Source organism: Janthinobacterium sp. PSPC1-1, from assembly GCF_049897625.1.
Lineage (GTDB): Bacteria > Pseudomonadota > Gammaproteobacteria > Burkholderiales > Burkholderiaceae_D > Janthinobacterium > Janthinobacterium tructae.
On record NZ_JAFCWP010000031.1, the window covers coordinates 1 to 964 of the forward strand.

A 964-nucleotide genomic window follows, 5' to 3' on the forward strand; every position below is an offset into this window, starting at 1 on the left:
CGTTCCGCCGTCAGTTCCGGACGGTTCACATAGCCGCGCGCCAGACCGACACCGCCGATATGCAGTTCACCCGTCGCCCCCATGGGCAGCAACTCCAGTTGCGTTCCCAGCACGTACAACACGATGTTCTGGATCGGCTTGCCGATCGGCACCTGCGTCAATGCGGTACCACGCGGACAAGCCCAATAACTGACATCGATCGCCGCCTCTGTCGGCCCATACAGATTGTGCAGTGCCGCAGCGTGCTGCCCATGATGGCCATTGACCATCTCCGCCGGCAGCGCTTCGCCGCTACAGAACACCTGCCGCACCGAAACACAGTGTTGCCATGCACCGCTGTCGAGCATGGAACGCAGCATGGACGGCACGAAGTGCAAGGTCGTCACCCCCTGCGCCTGAATCAAGTCGGCAAGATAGACCGGATCCTTGTGTCCCTCCGGCTTGGCCAGCAGCAGGCGCGCGCCGTACAGCAACGGCCAGGTCAATTCCCAGACCGAGACATCAAAGCTGATCGGCGTCTTTTGCAGCACCACATCGGCCGGCGTCAGCGCATATTCGCGCTGCATCCAGTCGATGCGGTTGACCAGCGCGCGGTGCGCCGTCATCACGCCTTTCGGCCGGCCCGTCGAACCGGACGTATACAGCACATACGCCAGGTGGTCCGGCGTGTACTGCGCGCAGCGCGGCAGATTGTCCGCCGCAGACGCCAGCCATGCTGCGTTCGACTGCGCGTCGTCCAGGTACAGCACCGGCATCGTGGCGAAACCCGCCACCGTGGCGCGCAAAGCCTGCTGCGACAGTAACAGCACCAGCCCGCTGTCTTCGGCCATGTAGGCCAGGCGCTGCTGCGGATACGCCGGATCCAGCGGCACATACGCGCCGCCCGCCTTGAGGATCGCCAGTACGCCCACCATCATCTCCAGGCTGCGCTCCACGCACAGCCCCACCAGCACGTCCGGGCCAA

General features: G+C 64.4%; 1 protein-coding gene. It reads right to left on the reverse strand.

What is annotated here, in order from left to right; genetic code table 11:
• Positions 1 to 964, reverse strand: a 964-nt coding sequence (locus ACP7EG_RS27675; protein ID WP_426090246.1) for an amino acid adenylation domain-containing protein, incomplete at both ends; no start/stop codon positions are given.